Origin of the sequence: Curtobacterium sp. NPDC090217, assembly GCF_044746705.1 — a bacterium.
Taxonomy (GTDB): Bacteria; Actinomycetota; Actinomycetes; order Actinomycetales; family Microbacteriaceae; genus Curtobacterium.
Genome location: NZ_JBIVCR010000001.1, coordinates 698,487 through 713,896, shown reverse-complemented (window position 1 = coordinate 713,896; position 15,410 = coordinate 698,487). Strand labels below are relative to the sequence as shown.

Genomic DNA, 15,410 nt, shown 5'->3' with positions numbered 1-15,410 from the left:
GGAGTCGGGTTCAGCCGATGTAGGACATGACGTGCTTGATGCGGGTGTAGTCGTCGAACCCGTACTGGGACAGGTCCTTGCCGTAGCCGGAGTGCTTGAAGCCGCCGTGCGGCATCTCGGCGACGATCGGGATGTGCGTGTTGATCCACACGCACCCGAAGTCGAGGTCGCGGGCGAAGCGCATCGCCCTGGCGTGGTCGGTCGTCCACACCGAGCTCGCCAGGCCGTACTCGACGTCGTTCGCGGCACGCAGCGCGTCGGCCTCGGTGCGGAAGCGCTGGACGGTCTGCACGGGGCCGAACACCTCCTGCTGGACGATGCGGTCGTCCTGCCGCAGCCCGGAGACGATCGTCGCCTCGTGGAAGTACCCGACGTCGCCGACACGGTGGCCGCCGACCTCGATCGTCGCGTGGTCGGGGAGCGTGTCGAGGAAGTCCTGCACCTGCGTGAGCTGGTTCACGTTGTTGACCGGCCCGAAGTACCCGTCCGTGCCGGTCCTCGCGTTCGTCCGGGCTTCCGCGGCGAGCGCCGCCACGAACTCGTCGTGGATGCCCTCCTGTACCAGGAGCCGGGTGGCAGCGGTGCAGTCCTGTCCGGCGTTGAAGAACCCGGCGGCGACGATGCCGGCGACCGCGGAGGGGATGTCGGCGTCGTCGAACACGATCACGGGTGCCTTGCCGCCGAGTTCGAGGTGCGTGCGCTTGAGGTCACCGGCCGCAGCTCGGGCGACCGCCATGCCCGCGCGGACCGACCCGGTGATGGAGACGAGCTGCGGGGTCGGGTGGTCGATCATCGCGGCGCCGGTGGAGTGGTCGCCCAGCACGACGTTGAGGACCCCCGGTGGCAGGAACTCCGCGGCGACCTCGGCGAGCAGCAGCGTGGAGAGCGGTGTCGTGTCGCTCGGCTTCAGGACGGTGGTGTTGCCGGCGGCGAGCGCTGGGGCGATCTTCCACACCGCCATGTTGAGCGGGTAGTTCCACGGGGTGACCTGGGCCACGACGCCGATGGGCTCGCGCCGGACGAAGGACGTGTGGTCGGCGAGGTACTCGCCGGCGCTCCGGCCCTCGAGGTTCCTGGCGGCGCCGGCGAAGAAGCGGATCTGGTCGACGGAGAGCATGATCTCGTCCTCGACCAGGGTGGCGCGGGGCTTCCCGGTGTCCCGCGACTCGAGGTCCGCGAACTCCTCCGCGCGGGCCTCCACCGCGTCGGCGATCCGGAAGAGTGCGAGCTGCCGTTCCCCCGGGGTCGTGCGGCGCCAGGTGTCGAACGCGGTGCTCGCCGCGGCGAAGGCGGCGTCGACGTCAGCGGCGGTGGAGATCGGCGAGATGCCGTACTCGGCCTCGGTCGTCGGGTCCACCAGGCCGAACGACGTGTTCGTCCTGGACGGGGTCCACTCGCCCCCGACGAAGTTCCGGAGGTCACGGGTCGCCGTGTCCGACGCCGTCTTCGTGCTGTCCAGCATGGCGGCGATACTGGCACGGAAACCGCTCGTTCGGAAGACTTGTAACAACGGAAATCGTCGCGAAACACGGTGTTCACAACGGAATCCCTTGCTTTCCTCCGGAATCCACTGCCATGCTGTCCGGCATGGCGGCAGCACCACGACGTCCGGGACCGATCGACGACATCTCCAAGCGGATCATCGAGCAACTCCAGGCAGACGGGCGCCGTCCGTACGGCGAGATCGGCAAGGCGGTCGGTCTCAGCGAGGCGGCGGTCCGGCAGCGCGTGCAGAAGCTCACCGAGACCGGCGTCATGCAGATCGTCGCGGTCACCGACCCGATGCAGCTCGGCTTCCACCGGCAGGCGATGATCGGCATCCGTGTGAACGGCGACACCCGCAAGGTCGCCGACGCACTCGAGCAACTGGCGGCGGTCGACTACCTCGTGATGACCGCCGGCAGCTTCGACCTCATGGTGGAGGTCGTCTGCGAGGACGACGACGACCTCATCGAACTGCTCAACGGCACGATCCGGGCCATCCCCGGCGTGACCGGCACCGAGACCTTCGTCTACCTGCAACTCCGCAAACAGCTCTACGACTGGGGAACGCGATGACCATCTCCGACCAGAAGACCGAACAGTCCACGCGACTCGGCTCCTACGACCCGTTCGCACCGGTCGACAACGAGGACCTGCAGCGCAAGTCCCGCGACCACCTCTGGATGCACTTCGCCAGGCACGGCGCGAACCAGGCGGGTGCCGAGGTCCCGATCATGGTCCGCGGCGAGGGTCACCACGTCTACGACAGCCACGGCAAGGGCTACATCGACGGGCTCTCCGGCCTGTTCGTCGTCGCCGCCGGCCACGGGCGGAAGCGCCTGGCCGAGATGGCCGCCAAGCAGGCCGAGACGCTGTCCTTCTTCCCGATCTGGTCGTACGCGCACCCCGCGGCGATCGAGCTCGCCGACCGCCTGGCCGACCACGCCCCCGGCGACCTCAACAAGGTGTTCTTCTCCACCGGCGGCGGCGAAGCGGTCGAGACGGCGTTCAAGCTCGCGAAGTACTACTGGAAGCTCCGCGGCAAGCCGATGAAGCACAAGGTGATCTCCCGCGCGGTCGCCTACCACGGCACCCCGCAGGGCGCCCTCGCGATCACCGGCATCCCCGCGATGAAGCAGATGTTCGAGCCGTTGACCCCCGGCGGGCTCCGTGTCCCGAACACGAACTACTACCGCGCCGACGAGATGGGTTTCGCCGGACAGAGCGAGGAGGAGTTCGGGTACTGGGCGGCCGAGCGCATCCGCGAGATGATCGAGTTCGAGGGGCCGGACACCGTCGCGGCCGTCTTCCTCGAACCGGTGCAGAACTCCGGCGGCTGCTTCACCCCGCCGCCCGGGTACTTCCAGCGGGTCCGTGAGATCTGCGACGAGTACGACGTGCTGCTCGTCTCGGACGAGGTCATCTGCGCGTTCGGCCGCATCGGCACGATGTTCGCCTGTGACACGTACGGCTTCGTCCCGGACATGATCACCTGCGCGAAGGCGATGACCTCCGGGTACTCCCCCATCGGCGCGACGATCATCAGCGACAAGATCTTCGAGCCGTTCGCCGAGGGCGACACGACCTTCTACCACGGGTACACGTTCGGCGGGCACCCGGTCTCCGCCGCCGTCGCCATGGAGAACCTCGACATCTTCGAGGAAGAGGGGCTGCTGCAGAACGTCCAGCAGAACGCCCCGCTCTTCCGCGCCGAACTCGACACCCTGCTCGACCTGCCGATCGTCGGCGACGTCCGCGGTGCCGGGTACTTCTACGGCATCGAGCTCGTCAAGGACAAGGCCACGAAGACCACGTTCGACGACGACGAGTCCGAGCGCCTGCTCCGCGGGTTCCTGTCGAAGGCGCTGTTCGACGCGGGGCTGTACTGCCGCGCCGACGACCGTGGCGACCCCGTCGTGCAGCTCGCTCCACCGCTGACCATCGGGCAGCCGGAGTTCCGCGAGATCACCTCGATCCTGCGGAGCGTCCTGTCCGAGGCCGCGTCGAAGATCTGACCGTGTCCGGCTACCGGCGGGTCTCGTTCTGGATGGACCAGCTCGTGGCCTCCGGCCGCGACGACCTGACACCCCGGCCGCCGCTCGACGGCGACCGCTCGGCGGACGTCTGCGTCATCGGCGGTGGACTGACCGGTCTCTGGACCGCGTGGTACCTGCACCAGGCCGACCCGAGCCTCCAGATCGTCGTCGTCGAGAAGGAGATCGCCGGATTCGGCGCCTCCGGACGGAACGGCGGGTGGTGCTCGGCGCTCTTCCCGCGCGAAGCGGCGGAGATCGCCGAGCACGCCGGCCGTGACGCGGCGCTCGCCATGCGGCGGGCGATGCGCGAGACGGTCGACGAGGTCGGCCGCGCAGCGGACGAGGCCGGGATCGACTGCGACTTCGTCAAGGGCGGCACCGTGCTCTACGCGCGGTCGGCGGTGCAGGACCGCGCGGCTCGAGCAGAGGTCGACGCGTCCGCCGCCTTCGGCGACGACATGGTCTACCGGTCCGCACTCCCCGGCGACGCCGCAGGCAGCGTCGGGGTCGCGTTCACACCGGACTGCGCCCGCCTGCAGCCGGCCGCGTTGGTCCGTGGCCTGGCGGCCGCACTGGAGGCCCGTGGCGTCGTGATCGCGGAGCGCACGCCCGCCGTGTCATGGGCTCCAGGGCGTGTGGTCACCACCTCCGGGACCGTCTCGGCCGGCGCGGTCGTCGTCGCGCTCGAGGGCTACGGGGCGACGATGCCGCAGACCAGGCGCCGGATCATGCCGCTGTACTCGTTGATGATCGCGACCGAGCCGCTGTCCGAGGCGGCGTGGGGGCGGATCGGGTTGGAGCACGGGCAGACGTTCTCGGACTACCGGCACCTGTTGGTCTACGGACAGCGCACCGCGGACGACCGGTTCGCGTTCGGCGGCCGCGGAGCCCGCTACCACTGGGGCTCCACGATCCGGAACTCGTACGACCGCGTGCCGCGGGTGTTCCGCCACCTGCGCACGACGCTCGCCGAGCTCTTCCCCGACGTCGGTGACGTCGGGGTCACGCACACGTGGGGCGGCCCGATCGGGGTACCCCGTGACTGGTGCGCCTCGGTGACCTGGGACGGCTCCGTTGGGTCGGCCGGCGGGTACGTCGGCGACGGGCTCTCGACGACGAACCTGGCGGGGCGGACGCTGGCCGACCTCGTCCGCGGTGTGTCGTCGTCGCTGACGGAGTTGCCATGGGTCGGGCACCACTCGCCGGACTGGGAGCCGGAGCCGCTCCGGTTCCTCGGGGCGAACGCCGGACTCGTGGCGACGGACATCGCCGACCGCGAGGAACGACTGACCGGACGACCGAGCATGGCCGCCCGGGTGCGCGAGAAGGTGACGGGGCACTGATGGCCGTCGTCCCTCCGTCGGCGTACGACGTCGTGGTGGTCGGGGCCGGGGTGTCGGGGCTCGCCGCCGCCCGGGCGCTCGCGCTCGGTGGGCAGCGGGTCGTCGTGCTCGAGGCCCGCGACCGCGTCGGTGGGCGCACCTGGACGGACGCCGCGCTCGGGGTGCCGGTCGACCTCGGGGCGTCGTGGATCCACGGCATCGAGGGCAACCCGCTCTGGTCGTTGGCGTCGGCGTTCGGGATCGAGACCGTGGAGTTCACGGTCGGGAGCTTCCAGTTCGACGGGCGGCCGATCGCGTGGCACGACCCGTCCGGTGTCCGGGTGTCCGGTTCGTCGCTGGTCGCTGACCTGCATTCGGTCGACGAACTCCTGCCGTCCGTCGTCGACGCCGCACCTCCCGGGACCACGTACGCATCGGCCGTCTCCTCGGTACTGGACTCCCTCGGGTGGACCGGCTCGCGGGCCGATCGCGTGACCGAGTACATGGCGCACCGCTCCGAGGACCTCTGCGGCGCGCCCGTCACCGACCTCGACGCCCACGGGCTCGACGAGGAGCACGTCGCCGGGGACGAGGTCGTGTTCCCTCGCGGGTACGCGCAGTACGCCGCTCGGCTGGCCGCCGGGCTCGACGTCCGGTTGTCGTCCGTGGTCCGTGCGGTGACCACAACGCCGTCGTCCGTCAGGGTCGACCTCGCCGACGGGTCGTCCGTGTCCGCGTCCCAGGTGGTCGTGACCGTGCCGCTCGGGGTGCTCAAGGCCGGGGACATCACGTTCTCGCCGCCGTTGTCCGAGCCCGTCGCCGGTGCGCTCGGACGGCTCGGGATGGGTGTCTACGACAAGGTGTTCTTCCGGTTCCCCTCGGCGTTCTGGGACTCCTGGGTGCTCCGGCAGCAGGGGGACGCCGGCGTCGACTGGCACTCCTGGTACGACATGTCCCGCGTGACCGGGGTGCCGGTGCTGGCTGCACTGGTCGGCGGCTCCGGAGCGCGTCGGCTCGAGACGCTGTCCGACGCCGAGATCGTCGCCGAGGGGCTGGCGGCCCTGCGGTTCCTGTTCGGCCCGGCGGTGCCCGAGCCCGAGGCCGTGCGCATCACCCGGTGGGCGGCCGACCCGTTCGCGAAGGGGTCGTACTCGTACCTGCACGTCGGCTCGTCCCCGGATGACCACGACCTGCTCGGGACACCCGTCGGTCGGGTGCAGCTCGCGGGCGAGGCGACGTGGGGCGACGACCCCGCGACCGTGCACGGGGCGCTGCTGTCCGGGTTGCGGGCGGCGTCGCGCATCCTCGGACGGGACGTCCCGGCGGAGGAGCTGGCCTCTACACTCGGCGCGTGAGCCCGTCGAAGGTCAGACACCAGCACGAGCACCGCTTCCCGGTCGCCGTCGCGATCCTCGTCAACCTCGCGCTCGCGCTGCTCCTGCCGAGCCGGGTGCTGTTCTTCCCGTCGTGGGTCGTGCCGCTCCTCGGTGTCCTGCTGCTCGTGCCCTTGATCGTGTTCAACCCGCGGCGGCTGTCCCGCGAGACGACGTGGTCGAGGTGGCTGTCGTTCGGGCTCGCGATCATGCTCACGGTCGCGAACCAACTCACCGTCGTCCGCACCGTGATGGAGCTCCTCCTCGGTCATGCCGACGGCGGAGCCGTGCTGCTCACCGCGCTGCAGGTGTGGGTGAGCAGCATCATCGCGTTCGGGCTGGTGTACTGGGAACTCGACCGCGGCGGGCCGGTCGCACGACGGCGTCCGGGCCTCTGGGAGTCCGACGAGGCGGACTTCCAGTTCCCGCAGGAGACCGACTCGCGCACCGCCGCCTGGCGTCCGGTGTACCTCGACTACCTCTACGTGGCGCTCACGAACATGGTGGCGTTCAGCCCGACCGACACGATGCCGATGACCGTCCGCGCGAAGATGATCATGGCCTACCAGTCCGTCGGCGGGTTCATCCTGATGGCCCTGGTCATCTCGCGCGCGGTCAACATCATCGCCTGAGCGGTGGGCTGCCCGCTCGTCCCGCGTCAGGCGCCGTGTGCCTCCTCGGACACGGGCTGCCACTCCCGCCACGTCGCGAGACGCGACTCGTAGTCCTTCTCCGCGATGCCGAGCGGCGCCTTGCCGAAGAAGACCCGCAGCGGCGGCTCGTCGGCGTCGACCACCTTGAGGATCGCCGAGCGGGTCGCCTCGGGCTTGCCCGGGTCCGCGGCGGAAGGGCGCTTCGAGGCTGCCTCGCGCACGTCGGCGTACGCGTCGATCGGCTCGCTCTGCTTCGACGACGGTCCGGACCAGTCGGTCGAGAACCCGCCGGGTTCGATCAGGGTGACGTGGATGCCGAAGCCGGCGACCTCCTGCGCGAGGGACTGCGAGAGCCCCTCCAGCGCCCACTTCGACGCGTGGTACGCGCCGACGGTCGGGAACGCGCTGATCCCACCGATGCTCGACACCTGGATGATGTGCCCAGAACCCTGCTCGCGCATGATCGGCAGCGCCGCCTGGGTGACCCAGAGCGCACCGAACAGGTTCGTCTCGAGCTGGGCACGGACCTCGTCCTCGGTGAGCTCCTCGACCATGCCGAAGTGGCCGTAGCCGGCGTTGTTCACGACGACGTCGAGGGAACCGAAGTGGTCTGCTGCGCGCTGCACCGCGGCGAAGTCGGCCGAGCGGTCGGTGACGTCGAGCTGGATGCCGAGGAACGTGTCCGGGTACTGCTCGACGAGCGCCTGCACGTCGTCGGGGTTCCGTGCCGTGCCGGCGACGGAGTCCCCACGCTCGAGGGCGGCTTCGGCCCACTCGCGGCCGAAGCCCTTCGATGCGCCGGTGATGAACCAGGTCGTGCTCATGTGTCCTCCTGTTGTCTGACGCCGGCCACGCAACGCCGGGACCTTCGGAGTCAGCTGGAGGTGCGGGTGGCGGATGCGCCTTCCGGACGGGGCGCGGCGAACTCTAGGTTCACGTCGTCGGGGTCCTGGACGGACAGGATCACCAGACCGAACGGCGGGAGGTCCGTCACCGCACCGTGCTCGATGCCCGCCTCGTCGAGCCGCGCCACCGCATCGTGCAGGTCGCTGACCGATCCGACCCGGAAGGACACGTGGTCGAGGCCGACGCGGTCCGGATCGAACCGGTCACCGGACTCCGCCACCGGACGCAGTCCGAGGGTCTGGCCGCCGAACGTGAACGAGCACCCGCCGTAGGTCCGCCACGGGTCGTCGTGGATCGTCGGGTCGTCGATCTGGTCGCTGAAGTCGCTCCCGGGCGGCATGCCGAACAGCCGCTCGTAGAAGGCCTTGCTCCGGTGGATGTCGGTGACGGTGAGCCGCACGTGCGAGAAGCCGAGCGGCACCACGATGGGATCGTTCATCCCCCCATCATCGGCCGGGGCTCCTGGTCGCGTCCGGTCGTCTCCGGGAACCGGACGCCGCTGAGCTCCTCGGAGACGGTCCACAGCCGTGCTGCTGCGGCTTCGTCCCGCATCGGTTTCCACGAATCGTGCCTGGCAGCGGGTCCGCCAAGCCCACCAGGCCACCCCGGACCGGTGAAGGCCCCGTCCAGGTCGGAGCCGGTCGCCGCGAGCAGTGCGGGCTCCCCGGCGGAGTCGACGGTCCCGACGAGGAGCCCGCGCGACGAGAGCCACCGGATGACCCGGACCGCGGTCGTGTCCTGCGTTCGCCCGACTTCCGGACGGGCGGCCAGGAGACTCGTCGGTGCGACACCCGGGTGGCTCACCGCACTCGTGATGCCCCAACCGCCCGCTCGACTCCGTCTGCTGAGCTCGAACCCGACGAGTGCACCGGCGAGCTTCGACGCCGCGTAGGCGCGGTTGCCGTCGTACGGCCGCTCGGACTGCAGGTCCTGCCAGTCGATCCGGGCACGTCGGGCCGCGATGCTCGTCTGCATCACCACGCGTGCGCTGCCGGCCCGCAGGAGCGGGAGGAGCTGACCGACGAGCGCGAAGTGTCCGAGGTGGTTCGTGCCGAACTGCAGTTCGAAGCCGTCCTCCGTCTCCTGCCGCTCCGGTGGTGTCATCACACCCGCGTTGCCGATCAGCAGGTGCAGGGGGTCGCCCTGCGAACGGAGGCGATCGGCGAGCGACGCCACGGAGCGCAAGGACGACAGGTCCATCTCCTCGAGCCGCAGGATCGCGTCCGGGTACTGCTGCCGGATGCGGTCGGCGGCGGCCTCGCCCTTCCGTCGGTTGCGGACCGGCATCACGACCTCGGCGCCGGCTGCGGCCAGCCGGGTGGCGATGCCGAGTCCGATGCCGTCGCTGGCGCCGGTCACCAGGGCCCGCCGGCCGGTGAGGTCAGGGATCGTGACGTCGTCGTGGGTACGTGGCATCGTGTCGTCTCCTCGTTCGCGGCACCTCGTGGCGCCTCGGTCGAGCATGCGCCGACCCCGTGCACGACATCCACGGCCTGACGATCCGTGGCTCGGACGGACGCGTCGCGAGAGGATGACGACGTGATCGATCGAAGCGCACTTGCGGACTTCCTCCGAGGTCGCCGGCATGCCCTGCAACCGGAGGACGTCGGGCTACCGCGTGGGCAGCGTCGGCGGACCGCTGGACTCCGTCGCGAGGAGGCGGCCCTGCTCGCGAACATGTCGACGGACTACTACGCGCGACTCGAACGCGAACGCGGCCCACAGCCCTCGGAGCAGATGCTCGCCGCGATCGCGCAGGGCCTCCGGCTGACGATCGACGAGCGCGACCACCTCTTCCGCCTGGCCGGACACGAACCGCCGACACGGAGCGCAGGTGGGGCTCACGTGTCGCCGGGGATGATGCGCATCCTCGACAGCCTGGTGGACACCGCGGCCGAGGTGTCGAACGAGGTCGGCGAGACCCTGCGGCAGACACCACTCGGCGTGGCTCTCGTCGGCGACCACTCGCGGTACGCCGGTGACGCACGGAGCTCCGGGTTCCGGTGGTTCACCCAGACCGAGGTCCGGGAGCTCTACCCGGTCGAGGACCACGCCTTCATGTCCCGGATGTACGCGTCCGGGCTCCGAGAGGTCGTCGCTCGGCGCGGTCCCGGCTCGCGGGCGGCACACCTCGCGGAGACCCTGCTCGCGAGGAGCGCCGAGTTCCGCGAGGTCTGGGCGCTGCACGAGGTCGGGGTCCGTCCGCGCGAGGTCAAGCGGTACGTCCACCCCGAGGTCGGGGAGCTGACGTTGCACTGCCAGGTGCTGCACGACCCCGAGCAGTCGCACGTGCTCCTCGTGCACACCGCCGAGCCGGGCAGCGTGACCGCGGAGCGACTCCGGCTGCTCTCGGTCATCGGCACGACCACCGCCGCTCGCTGAACCGCGGAGCCGATTGCACCCGCGATTCCCTCCGGCACACCAGCCTCGTAGCGTTGCCGGATGGTCGACGGAACGATGGACAGACCACCGCAAACAGAAACCCCCTCGCGATGCGAGGGGGTTTCGAGGTATGCACGCCGGTCCATGCCCGACGCTCGTGAGGTCCACGCTACGGTTTCCGGACCAGCGAGTCAACTGGCGCTGGCAGGCCTCTTGGGAACGGCCCGCCTGCGCACGTACGCATCAGTCACCGGTGGAGACCTCGCACGAGCTGGCGACCTCTACCTCTGGGCGACGCAACTCGCCGGCGCACTGCACGCGCAACTGTCGTTCGTCGAGATCGCGGTGCGCAACGCCATCGACACCCGGCTCCGCGAGCTTGCCCTGCTCGACGGCTCCCTGCCCGACTGGACCACTGAGGGTGCGACGCCGGAGGCGGTCTACACACTCCTCCGACGACAGCTCGCCGACGCACGGAGCCGCGCGTCTGTCGCTGCCGCGGAACGCGGGACGCGTCACCAGCGGAGCGGCGAAGGAGCGACGCACGACGATGTCGTGGCGCAACTGATGTTCGGCGCTTGGGTGAAGCTGATCCGCCCCGTCTCGCGCACGGAGTCCGCCGGACGGCAGCAACGCCTCTGGCGCGACGCCCTCCGCCACGCTTTCCCGAACGCCTCCGGTGACGATGCCGGACGGATCGCGATCGGCAAACAGTTGGAGACGCTCCGACGGCTTCGGAACCGAGTCGCTCACCACGACAACCTGCTCGAGGTGGACGTCCGGCACCGGATGAACGGCATGCTGTCGGTGCTCGCGACGATCGACGACGAGTACCCGAGCCTGGCCGCCTCGAAGAGCACGTTGCGACGCCTCGTTCGAGAGGATCCGCGTCGCGCATGGTGAGTCCGGCCACCGAACCGCGGAACGGACACAGCACCCCGCGGGTGCGAGGTGCTGTGTCCGTCGTGTGGTGCGGTGCGCTTCTGGCGCTGGGTGTTACTTGATCTTGGCGGTGATGGTGGCGGTGCCGACGAGGAGGCCGCTCTTGACGGCGTCGGTCTTGAAGGTGCTGTTGAGCAGCTTCGCGGCGTCCGCGGAGACGTGGACGGTGGTGCCGGTGAGGATCGCGTTGTCACCCTCGAGCTGCAGCGGCTTCAGCGTCCCACCGTGCAGGCTGAACAGGTACGCGTTCGCTGCGGCGACCTGCCCGTTGACCAGGACGTCACCGTAGAGCTTGGACGAGCCCGGGTTCACCACGAAGTTCTCCAGCGTCACCGTCGTGTCCCCGGCCTTCAGGGTCAGACCGGAGTCGTCGTGGTTCAGCAGGCCCTGCACGTACGGACGGTAGTTCCCGTCCGGGCTCCAGTAGGTGACCGAGCCGGAGGTGATCGGGAACGACACGGCGCCGTCGGCGAGCTTGGCGTTGCCGGACACACCCGGGGTCAGGCCCAGCGAGCTCAGCGCGTCGGTGAAGCCGGAGTCCAGCGCGACGGAGGTGTCGCCACCGAGGACCTCGGGAACCGACGCGACCGGTGCGGGGATCTTCGACGACGACGAGGCGACGGTGTGGATCGCCGGGGTCGAGGCGTTCGCGGCGGAGACACCGAACGCGGCACCGCCGAGGACGAGGGCACCCGTGGTGGCGAGGGTGATGGTGGTCTTGAAGGACTTGCGCATGATGGTCATTCCTTTGCTGTGTCGCGCTCGGCGCGGCGTACTGAAAGCGCGCCGAACACACTCCGACAAGGAGTGGAGAACCAGCTATCTGCGGCTGGTGAGCGCTCCGGGTGTTTCCCGGTCTGTGCATGGGATTCGGCACCCCACCGGAAACGGTTTGGACCAGATTGTCCTCGTGACCGTTCCGTGACCATTGCGCTCGTTGATCATGTGGTCAACAATGGCGCCATGGACGTCGTCACCGCAGAGAACCTCGAGTCGCCGCTGCGCGACGCGAGCACAGACTCCCGTCGGACCACCCGTGTCGCCCTCGTGCAGATGCGGTGGCTCGAGGACCCGGCAGCGCACCGAGCCCAGCTCGCCGAGGGCATCGCCGCCGCGGCCGCGAACGGTGCGCAGGCCGTGTTCCTGCCCGAGCTGACGCTGCTGCGGTACCCCGGCGACACCCCGGCGAGCGGCGTCCCGAAGGACCTCGCCGAATCGATCGACGACGGCCCGACGATCACCTTCGCGCGGGAACAGGCCCGCGAGCACGGGATCCTCGTGCACGCGTCGCTGTACGAGCGGCCGGCCGAGGACGACGACCCGGCCGACCCGCGCGGGTACAACACGGCGGTCCTCGTGGCACCGGACGGTTCGCTCGTCGGACGCACCAGGAAGACGCACATCCCGATCAGCGCCGGGTACTACGAGGACACCTACTTCCGCCCGGGTCGCGACGACGACGCCTTCCCCGTCTACGAGCCGCCCAGACTCGGGGCCCGCGTCGGACTCCCGACGTGCTGGGACGAGTGGTTCCCCGAGGTCGCCCGCTCCTACGACCTCGCGGGCTCCGAGGTCCTCGTGTACCCGACCGCCATCGGCTCGGAGCCGACGTTCCCCGCGTTCGACACGGCGCCGATCTGGCGGCACGTCATCGTGGCGAACGGCATCACCGCCGGGCAGTTCATGGTCGTCCCGAACCGGTGGGGCGACGAGGGCGACATCACCTTCTACGGATCGTCCTTCATCTCCGACCCGTTCGGTCGCGTGCTCGTCGAGGCGCCTCGTGACGCGAGTGTCGTGCTCGTGGCGGACCTCGACCTCGATGCCCGCACCGAGTGGCTCCGCCTGTTCCCCTTCGCGCTGACCAGGCGACCCGACCTGTACGACTCCCTGGTGGCCCCGGTCGACCCCGTTCGGGACGACCACGGCGCGACGGAGGCGATCCGAGCCTCCATCCCGGACCGACCGTCACCGCGGCAGACGGCCGCACGACCGACGGCAGCACGCTCGTGACCTGGCGGATGCCGGCGGAGACGGCTCCGCAGGAGCGGACGTGGATGGCGTTCCCGCGACCGGGCAACACCCTCGGTGACGATCCGGCGAGCGCCGAGGCCGCGCGCACCGCGTGGGCGACGACCGCGAACACCATCAGCGAGTATCAGCCCGTCACCGTGGTGGTCGACCCGGTCGCACGACCCGACGCCGACCGCCTGCTGTCCCGCTCGGTGGACGTGCTCGAGGCGCCGCTCGACGACTTCTGGATGCGCGACATCGGCCCGACCTTCGTCGTCGACGACGAGACCGGCGAACGGGGCGCCGTCGACTGGGTGTTCAACGGCTGGGGTGCGAACTCGTGGTCGACGTGGACCCGCGACGCCGAGATCGCCGCGACCGTCGCACGGTCAGCCGGTGTCCGACGGATCCCGTCGCTGCTGGTCAACGAGGGCGGCGCGATCCACGTCGACGGCCGTGGCCGGGTGCTCGTGACCGAGACGGTGCAGCTCGACCCGCGGCGGAACCCGTACGCGGACCACACCCGCGTCGAGGAGGAACTCGCCCGGACGATCGGTGCGACGGACGTGATCTGGCTCCCTCGGGGACTGACCCGGGACTACGACGGGCTCGGGACCCGTGGACACGTCGACATGGTCGCCACGTTCGCCGGAGCAGCGACCGACGTCGTCCTGCTCCACGCGCAACCCGACCCCGACCACCCCGACCACCTCGTGATGCCGCAGATCCGCCGCGCGATCGAACAGGCAACCGACGCCACGATCGTCGAGATCCCGGCGCCGGCGACCCTGACGGACGACGGCGGCCCGGTGGACTGGAACTACGTCAACCACGTCGTGGTGAACGGCGCCGTGATCGCGTGCGGGTTCGGCGAGGAAGCAGCAGACGCCCGCGCCCGGGGCATCCTCGCCGACGTCTACCCGGGCCGTGAGATCCGCACGGTCGACGCACGCGAGGTCTTCGCCCGCGGCGGCGGCCTGCACTGCATCACGCAGCAACAGCCCGCCTGAGTCGCCGGGCTCAGCTCGGTGCGACGCCGAGTCGTGGCGCCAGCCACGCGAGCCCGGCGGCGATCGCCGGCCCCGCGGTGCTCCAGCTGTGCCTGCCGCCGGGGAGGATCCACGTGGTGACGTGCATCCCGGCGGCCCGCGCCCGCTGCGCCTGGACGGGCGTCACCTGCCCGTAGGCGTGGTCGTCACCGCCGGCGGCGAAGAACGCGTCCGTGTCCCGGTACGGCCCGTGCGCCGCGAGGATCGCCGCGGGCTGCGCTCGTCGGTAGGCCGCCGCGTTGCCGGAGAACCCCTCCGCGATGGTCTTCTGGACGGATCCGAGACTCGGTCCGTCCTCGCCCGACACGTCGATGATGTTCCCGAATCGTTCCGGATCTCCCGCACCGATCTGGATGGCGCACGTGCCACCCTGCGAGAACCCGCCGACGGTCCACGCAGCGGCCCCCGACTGGACCGTGAGGTGCGAGGTGATCCACGCGGGCACGTCGTCCTCGAGGTAGGTGGCACTGTTGCCGAGGGGACCGTCCACGCACATCGGGTTGGCCGACTCCGGGCCGAGCTGGTCCGGCACCACCACGATGGGCGCGAGGCCTCGGTGCAGGGTGGCGAGCGCGTCCATCGTCGCCTCGATGTGCCCGCCGGTCTGCAGGTCCTCGGGTCCTGCGCCCCTCGACTGGCCGGACATCAGGACCACGACGGGCAGGTGCGGCGGATCGGCCGTGAGCGCGGCCGGCGGCAGCCAGAGCAGCGCGTCGCGCGCCGTGAAGTGCGACCGGGTGGCCGGGATCGCGACGCGGAGGAGCCGCCCGGTCGTCGGCATGCCGGCCGGGGGCGTCCAGGTCGTCGCGAGGTCCTCGGTGGCCGGGACGGCCGTCTTCCCCGGCGCCTCGGCGGCCGGGATCCCGTCGGCGGGAGGCTCGGCGGTCGCGATCGCGGTCGAGATCGCACTCGGGATCGCACTCGGGATCGCACTCGGGATCGTACTCGGGATCGCGGTCGTGGCCGAGGTCGGCGGAGCAGCGGCACTGGATGTCGTCGGGGAACCCGCGGCAGCCCTGGTCCACCACGTCGCAGACACGCCGAGGTTCACCGCGGTCAACACCGCCAGGACGACGACCACCACGGTGACGGTCTGAGAGCGAGATGTCCGTTGCATGGGAAGGCCGATCGTAGGGAGCACCGCCGGGAAGTCCGCCGACCGGGAGATCGCCACTCCTGAGGGTTCTCGACGCTCCCCGGCGGCTGGTTCCCGGCATCCACGCGGGTGCTGGTCTGCAATCGCCCCGGAGTA

General features: G+C 70.4%; 15 protein-coding genes. 9 read left to right on the top strand and 6 right to left on the bottom strand.

All coding sequences use genetic code 11. The annotated features are described in order from the left end of the window. Positions 1–10: 10 nt before the first annotated feature. Positions 11–1,462 (bottom strand): gamma-aminobutyraldehyde dehydrogenase, encoded by a 1,452-nt coding sequence (locus ACIPJ2_RS03630; RefSeq protein ID WP_402727598.1) that lies wholly within the window; start codon positions 1,460–1,462, stop codon positions 11–13. A gap of 125 nt (positions 1,463–1,587) precedes the next feature. Here ACIPJ2_RS03630 and ACIPJ2_RS03625 point away from each other — a divergent pair, with 125 nt between their 5' ends. From ACIPJ2_RS03625 to ACIPJ2_RS03605, 5 genes are read left to right on the top strand one after another with little or no spacing between them, the layout of a single operon-like run. Further along, positions 1,588–2,058, top strand: coding sequence for an Lrp/AsnC family transcriptional regulator (locus ACIPJ2_RS03625; protein ID WP_111106184.1), 471 nt, complete (start codon positions 1,588–1,590; stop codon positions 2,056–2,058). Further along, entirely contained in the window at positions 2,055–3,497 is a 1,443-nt protein-coding gene (locus ACIPJ2_RS03620; RefSeq protein ID WP_402727597.1) for an aspartate aminotransferase family protein, read from the top strand. Before ACIPJ2_RS03625 ends, ACIPJ2_RS03620 begins: the two co-directional genes overlap by 4 nt. A gap of 2 nt (positions 3,498–3,499) precedes the next feature. Then, the gene (locus ACIPJ2_RS03615) at positions 3,500–4,861 is read left to right on the top strand and encodes an NAD(P)/FAD-dependent oxidoreductase (RefSeq protein ID WP_402727596.1); all 1,362 of its coding nucleotides are present in this window, start codon (positions 3,500–3,502) and stop codon (positions 4,859–4,861) included. Continuing rightward, entirely contained in the window at positions 4,861–6,195 is a 1,335-nt protein-coding gene (locus ACIPJ2_RS03610) for a flavin monoamine oxidase family protein (RefSeq protein ID WP_402727595.1), read from the top strand. Before ACIPJ2_RS03615 ends, ACIPJ2_RS03610 begins: the two co-directional genes overlap by 1 nt. After that, complete coding sequence (locus ACIPJ2_RS03605; RefSeq protein ID WP_281266342.1) at positions 6,192–6,845, top strand: DUF1345 domain-containing protein; 654 nt, start codon at positions 6,192–6,194, stop codon at positions 6,843–6,845. Before ACIPJ2_RS03610 ends, ACIPJ2_RS03605 begins: the two co-directional genes overlap by 4 nt. Before the next feature lie 26 nt (positions 6,846–6,871). Here the strand turns inward: ACIPJ2_RS03605 and ACIPJ2_RS03600 are convergent, their stop codons facing one another. From ACIPJ2_RS03600 to ACIPJ2_RS03590, 3 genes are read right to left on the bottom strand one after another with little or no spacing between them, the layout of a single operon-like run. Continuing rightward, the gene (locus ACIPJ2_RS03600; protein ID WP_402727594.1) at positions 6,872–7,690 is read right to left on the bottom strand and encodes an SDR family oxidoreductase; all 819 of its coding nucleotides are present in this window, start codon (positions 7,688–7,690) and stop codon (positions 6,872–6,874) included. A gap of 50 nt (positions 7,691–7,740) precedes the next feature. Next, entirely contained in the window at positions 7,741–8,211 is a 471-nt protein-coding gene (locus ACIPJ2_RS03595; protein WP_402727593.1) for a VOC family protein, read from the bottom strand. Next, positions 8,208–9,188: an SDR family oxidoreductase gene (locus tag ACIPJ2_RS03590; protein ID WP_402727592.1), complete on the bottom strand. Its 981-nt coding sequence runs from the start codon at positions 9,186–9,188 to the stop codon at positions 8,208–8,210. The genes ACIPJ2_RS03595 and ACIPJ2_RS03590 overlap by 4 nt, the downstream gene beginning before the upstream one ends. Before the next feature lie 123 nt (positions 9,189–9,311). Between ACIPJ2_RS03590 and ACIPJ2_RS03585 the strand changes: the two genes are divergently transcribed. Both ACIPJ2_RS03585 and ACIPJ2_RS03580 read left to right on the top strand, forming a co-directional pair. After that, on the top strand, positions 9,312–10,154 hold the full coding sequence (locus ACIPJ2_RS03585; RefSeq protein ID WP_402727591.1) for a helix-turn-helix transcriptional regulator: 843 nt from the start codon (positions 9,312–9,314) through the stop codon (positions 10,152–10,154). A 60-nt stretch (positions 10,155–10,214) separates the two neighbouring features. Beyond that, the gene (locus ACIPJ2_RS03580) at positions 10,215–11,057 is read left to right on the top strand and encodes a hypothetical protein (RefSeq protein ID WP_402727590.1); all 843 of its coding nucleotides are present in this window, start codon (positions 10,215–10,217) and stop codon (positions 11,055–11,057) included. 93 nt (positions 11,058–11,150) lie between these two features. On the opposite strand, the gene ACIPJ2_RS03575 is transcribed toward ACIPJ2_RS03580, so the two are convergent. Then, the gene (locus ACIPJ2_RS03575; RefSeq protein ID WP_402727589.1) at positions 11,151–11,831 is read right to left on the bottom strand and encodes a hypothetical protein; all 681 of its coding nucleotides are present in this window, start codon (positions 11,829–11,831) and stop codon (positions 11,151–11,153) included. A 228-nt stretch (positions 11,832–12,059) separates the two neighbouring features. Between ACIPJ2_RS03575 and ACIPJ2_RS03570 the strand changes: the two genes are divergently transcribed. Together ACIPJ2_RS03570 and ACIPJ2_RS03565 are read left to right on the top strand one after the other, a co-directional pair. Beyond that, positions 12,060–13,109 (top strand): nitrilase-related carbon-nitrogen hydrolase, encoded by a 1,050-nt coding sequence (locus ACIPJ2_RS03570; protein WP_402727588.1) that lies wholly within the window; start codon positions 12,060–12,062, stop codon positions 13,107–13,109. Further along, entirely contained in the window at positions 13,106–14,119 is a 1,014-nt protein-coding gene (locus tag ACIPJ2_RS03565; protein ID WP_402727587.1) for an agmatine/peptidylarginine deiminase, read from the top strand. Before ACIPJ2_RS03570 ends, ACIPJ2_RS03565 begins: the two co-directional genes overlap by 4 nt. 10 nt (positions 14,120–14,129) lie before the next feature. On the opposite strand, the gene ACIPJ2_RS03560 is transcribed toward ACIPJ2_RS03565, so the two are convergent. Further along, entirely contained in the window at positions 14,130–15,275 is a 1,146-nt protein-coding gene (locus ACIPJ2_RS03560) for an alpha/beta hydrolase (protein ID WP_402727586.1), read from the bottom strand. Positions 15,276–15,410 lie beyond the last annotated feature (135 nt).

Excerpts from the sequence above, each read along its gene's own strand:
- ACIPJ2_RS03590 (WP_402727592.1), bottom strand. The coding sequence starts at position 9,188 with ATGCCACGTACCCACGACGACGTCACGATCCCTGACCTCACCGGCCGG.
- ACIPJ2_RS03630 (WP_402727598.1), bottom strand. The coding sequence starts at position 1,462 with ATGCTGGACAGCACGAAGACGGCGTCGGACACGGCGACCCGTGACCTC.
- ACIPJ2_RS03600 (WP_402727594.1), bottom strand. The coding sequence starts at position 7,690 with ATGAGCACGACCTGGTTCATCACCGGCGCATCGAAGGGCTTCGGCCGC.
- ACIPJ2_RS03570 (WP_402727588.1), top strand. The coding sequence starts at position 12,060 with ATGGACGTCGTCACCGCAGAGAACCTCGAGTCGCCGCTGCGCGACGCG.
- ACIPJ2_RS03610 (WP_402727595.1), top strand. The coding sequence starts at position 4,861 with ATGGCCGTCGTCCCTCCGTCGGCGTACGACGTCGTGGTGGTCGGGGCC.
- ACIPJ2_RS03620 (WP_402727597.1), top strand. The coding sequence starts at position 2,055 with ATGACCATCTCCGACCAGAAGACCGAACAGTCCACGCGACTCGGCTCC.
- ACIPJ2_RS03575 (WP_402727589.1), bottom strand. The coding sequence starts at position 11,831 with ATGCGCAAGTCCTTCAAGACCACCATCACCCTCGCCACCACGGGTGCC.
- ACIPJ2_RS03560 (WP_402727586.1), bottom strand. The coding sequence starts at position 15,275 with ATGCAACGGACATCTCGCTCTCAGACCGTCACCGTGGTGGTCGTCGTC.
- ACIPJ2_RS03580 (WP_402727590.1), top strand. The coding sequence starts at position 10,215 with ATGGTCGACGGAACGATGGACAGACCACCGCAAACAGAAACCCCCTCG.
- ACIPJ2_RS03595 (WP_402727593.1), bottom strand. The coding sequence starts at position 8,211 with ATGAACGATCCCATCGTGGTGCCGCTCGGCTTCTCGCACGTGCGGCTC.
- ACIPJ2_RS03625 (WP_111106184.1), top strand. The coding sequence starts at position 1,588 with ATGGCGGCAGCACCACGACGTCCGGGACCGATCGACGACATCTCCAAG.